We start from the raw sequence: 4,011 nt of genomic DNA, 5'->3' as shown, positions 1-4,011 counted from the left end.
CCACCGGCGCCGCACGTCGCCGACCAGCGCGACGACGACGTCGGACACACTCGAGCCGGCCTCGCCGACGGCGACCCGACCGCCCTCGAGACGTCGGGTGGAGCCCGGCGCGCCCTCGTCGACGGTCGCGCCCGACGGTGCGAGCACGGCCCGTGAGCCGGTGCCGCCCACGTCGATGCCGAGCACCCACGCACCGCCGGGCCGTTCGCCACTCTCCCAGCCGGCCGATGCGACACTCTTCACGGCCCGAGCCTAGGCGAGCAGCGCGGAGCCGGAATCGAAGATCGCGACATGATCACGATTTCGGAAACTTCTTGCAAACAATGCATGACTCACGAATACTACTTCCAGAGTCACATTCCCGGGCGCGGGTCAGCGCCACAGAGATTTCAATGAGGAGGCATCTATGAAGAAGCGCTTGCTGCCCGTCGCCGTGCTCGTCACGGCCGCGTTCGGGCTCACCGCCTGTGCGGGCGGATCGACCGGCGGCGATGACAGTGGAGACGTCAGCGCCAAGGGGGAGACCCTCGACGTCTGGATCATGGAGGGCACCAACCCCGACTCCGACGCGTTCTTCGACGAGGTCGGCGACGCCTTCACCAAGGAGACCGGCGCGAAGCTCAACGTGGAGTTCGTGCAGTGGGCCGACGCCCACGACCGCTTCGTCACCTCCATCGCCGGCGGCACCACCCCCGACGTCGCCGAGACGGGCACCACCTGGACGGCCGAGTTCGCCGACGCCGGCGCGCTCGCCCCCATCGGCGACTACGTCGACGACGAGAACCTCGGCGACGACCTCGTCGAGGGCCTCGTGACCTCCGGCACCTACGACGACGAGCTGTACGGCATGCCCTGGTACGCCGGCGTGCGCTCGCTTGTCTACCGCTCCGACATCTTCGAGGAGCTCGGCCTCGCGGCGCCCACCAGCTGGGACGAGATCGTCTCCGCCGGAGAGGCGATCAAGGCCGCGCACCCCGAGATGATGGCGTTCGCCGTCCCCGGCGACGCCGAGTTCGGCGTGTACCCCTGGGTCTGGGGTGCGGGCGGCGAGGTCGCGACGAAGGACGGCGACGAGTGGGCTTCGGGCCTCGACAGCTCCGAGTCGCAGGAGGGCATCCAGTTCTACACCGACCTCGCGCTGAAGCACGGCTTCTCGTCGGCCGGCGCCACCACGTGGAAGGAGACCGACGTCCTCGACAACTTCGCGCAGGGCAACGTCGCCATGGCCCTGATGGGCTCGTGGACCCCTGCCGCGATCGTGGAGAAGAACGCCGAGCTCGAGGGCAAGTTCGCCGCCACCCCGATCCCCGGCAAGGACGGCGGCATCGCGCCGTCGGTGCTCGGCGGGTCGCACCTGTCGATGTTCAACACGGCCGAGAACCCCGACCTGGCGTGGGAGTTCATCAAGCTCATGACCACGGGCGACTTCGCCGCGCAGTGGGGCGAGCAGTCGGGTTACTTCCCCGGCCAGCAGTCGCTGCTGACCGAGACGATGAGCTCCGACGACCCGCTCGTCGCGCCGTTCGCCACGCAGCTCGTCGACGGCGGCGGCACCGTGCCGGTGACCCCGAAGTTCGGCGCCGTGCAGGCGAAGAAGACGACGAACACCGCCATCCAGGCGATCCTCTCCGGGCAGAAGACGGTCGAGCAGGCCACGTCCGACGCCGCTGCGGAGATGAACGAGATCATGAACGGCAACTGAGTCCGTGACCTCGACGATCCAGGTTCCGACGCCCGCGCGGGGGGCTGAATCCCCCCGCGCGGGCGGCGGCCCCGTGCAGCGCAGGAGCCCGCTGACGCGCCTGCGGCCGTGGCTACTGCTCGGCCCGGCGCTGGCCGTGCTCGCGGTGCTGCTGCTCTGGCCGCTGGTTCGGGTGTTCCTCTTCTCGTTGCAGGACTACGGCCTGCGCGAGATCGTCTCGGGCGAGCCGAACTGGATCGGCCTCGCCAACTACGGCGAGATCTTCACCGACCCCACCCTGTGGACGGTCGTGCTTCCCAACACCGTCGGGTTCGCGGTGCTCGCCGTGGCCTGCACCGTCGCCCTCGGCACCGGCGTCGCGGTGCTCATGGCCTCGCTCGGCCCGCTCTGGCGCACGGTCGTCGGCAGCGCCATCATGATCGCCTGGGCGATGCCCGCGGTCACCGGCACCTACGTCTGGATCTGGATCTTCGACGCCGACCGCGGCATCTTCAACGAGACCCTCCAGGCGCTCGGCCTGCAGGACGAGCCCGTCAACTGGTTCACCAACCGCTACACCTTCTACGCGATCGTGCTGCTCAACGTCGTGCACCACGGCTTCCCGTTCGTGGCGATCACGATCCTCGCCGGGCTCCTGGGCGTGCCGAAGGAGATGCTCGAGGCCGCCGAGATGGACGGCGCGGGCGCCTGGCGCCGCTTCTGGCGCATCATCGTGCCGAACCTCAAGCAGGTCTTCGCGGTCGTGATCATCCTGTCGACGATCTGGGACTTCAAGGTCTTCGCGCAGGTCTACCTCATGCCCGGCGGCTCGGGCTCCAACCGCGAGGCGCTGAACCTCGGCGTCTGGTCGTACGTGGAGTCGTTCGGCCAGAACCGCTACGGGTTCGGCTCGGCCATCGCCGTGCTGCTGACCCTGGTGCTGCTCGGCATCACCGTCGTCTACGTGCGCACCATGCTGAAGGAGGACGAGCTGTGAGCACCATGACGCCCGCCCCGGTGACCACGCCCGCGGCATCCGGAGCCACCGGCGACGCCTCCCGCGGCGCGATTCCGCGCACGCGGCGCACCGCCCGCAAGACCCGCTCCGCCGCGGTCAAGGCCGTGCTGGTCGTGCTGCTGCTCGGCTTCACCCTGTTCCCGGCGTTCTGGATGCTCTCGAGCGCCTTCGACAAGTCGGCCGGAGCCGGCGGCCAGACCCTGCTGCCGCGCGAATGGACGCTCGCGAACTTCGAGTACGTGCTCACCGAGGGCGGCTTCGACGTCTTCCTGCGCAACTCGGCCATCGTCGCCCTCGTCACGGTGCTCGCGAGCGCCGTGCTCGCCCTCCTCGCCTCGGTCGCCGTGGCACGGTTCCGCTTCCGGTTCCGCACCGGGATGCTGCTCATGATCCTCGTCGTGCAGATGGTGCCGCTCGAGGCGCTCGTCATCCCGCTGTTCGTGCAGGTGCGCGACCTGCAGCTGCTCAACACGCTGCTCGGCCTGATGGTCGTCTACGTGGCGCTCTCGCTGCCGTTCGGCATCTGGATGCTGCGCGGCTTCGTCGCGGCCGTGCCGATCGAGCTCGAGGAGGCCGCCTACATCGACGGCGCGAGCTGGGGCCGGATGTTCCGGTCGGTGCTGCTCCCGCTCGTGATGCCCGGCCTCGTGGCCACGAGCGTGTTCTCGTTCATCACCGCGTGGAACGAGTTCATCTTCGCGATGACCCTCCTCGGCGGCGCGACCGAGAACTACACGGTCGCGATCGGCCTGAAGCAGTTCTTCGGAGAGCACTCCAACGAGTGGGGCTACATCATGGCCGCCTCGACGATCATCACCATCCCGGTCATGATCTTCTTCGTCATCGTGCAGCGCCGCCTCTCGAGCGGCCTCGTGGCGGGTGCGGTCAAGGGATGACCGCCGCTCACGATCCGGCGCTCCGCACGCTCGTCGGCGGGGTGCTCTGGCCGGGCTTCCTCGGCCGCTCCCTGCCCCCGTGGCTGCGGGCCGAGCTCGCCGACGGCGGGCTGGCGGGCGTCGTGCTCTTCTCGCACAACCTCGGTGACGAGGCTGAGCGGGCCGGCCTCGCGGCGGAGTTGCGGGGCATCCGCCCGGGCCTGCTCGTCGGCATCGACGAGGAGGGCGGCAACGTCACCCGGCTCGAGGCGGCGACGGGTTCGACACTGCCAGGCGCCGCCCAGCTCGGCTTCGTCGACGACACGGATGCCACGACCGCCGTCGGCGTCGCACTGGCCGAGCGCTCGCTCGCGGCCGGCGCGAACGTGGTGCTCGCTCCCGTCGCCGACGTGAACACCGACCCGCGCAACCCGGTC

At 69.6% G+C, this 4,011-nt stretch carries 4 protein-coding genes and 1 pseudogene; 4 read left to right on the top strand and 1 reads right to left on the bottom strand.

What is annotated here, in order from left to right; genetic code table 11:
• Positions 1 to 243 (bottom strand): annotated as a pseudogene (locus tag GH736_RS18670) (hypothetical protein); the annotation flags it as partial.
• Between the two features lie 163 nt (positions 244 to 406).
• Here GH736_RS18670 and GH736_RS18665 point away from each other — a divergent pair.
• The 4 genes from GH736_RS18665 to GH736_RS18650 all read left to right on the top strand — a co-directional run.
• Positions 407 to 1,702, top strand: a complete 1,296-nt coding sequence (locus GH736_RS18665) for a sugar ABC transporter substrate-binding protein (RefSeq protein ID WP_159606029.1) — start codon at positions 407 to 409, stop codon at positions 1,700 to 1,702.
• A 73-nt stretch (positions 1,703 to 1,775) separates the two neighbouring features.
• Positions 1,776 to 2,678: a carbohydrate ABC transporter permease gene (locus GH736_RS18660; protein WP_235934459.1), complete on the top strand. Its 903-nt coding sequence runs from the start codon at positions 1,776 to 1,778 to the stop codon at positions 2,676 to 2,678.
• A gap of 5 nt (positions 2,679 to 2,683) precedes the next feature.
• A complete protein-coding gene (locus GH736_RS18655; RefSeq protein ID WP_159606031.1) occupies positions 2,684 to 3,595 on the top strand; it encodes a carbohydrate ABC transporter permease in 912 nt (303 codons plus the stop codon).
• Positions 3,592 to 4,011: glycoside hydrolase family 3 N-terminal domain-containing protein (locus tag GH736_RS18650; protein WP_328596908.1), on the top strand; the 420-nt coding region annotated here is incomplete at its 3' end. The genes GH736_RS18655 and GH736_RS18650, both read left to right, overlap by 4 nt.

This window comes from Agromyces humi (assembly GCF_009720255.1).
Taxonomy (GTDB): domain Bacteria; phylum Actinomycetota; class Actinomycetes; order Actinomycetales; family Microbacteriaceae; genus Agromyces; species Agromyces humi.
Note: the sequence above shows the minus strand (reverse complement) of the source record. Positions and strands in the feature narration are given on the sequence as shown.

Excerpts from the sequence above, each read along its gene's own strand:
- GH736_RS18665 (WP_159606029.1), top strand. The coding sequence starts at position 407 with ATGAAGAAGCGCTTGCTGCCCGTCGCCGTGCTCGTCACGGCCGCGTTC.
- GH736_RS18655 (WP_159606031.1), top strand. The coding sequence starts at position 2,684 with ATGACGCCCGCCCCGGTGACCACGCCCGCGGCATCCGGAGCCACCGGC.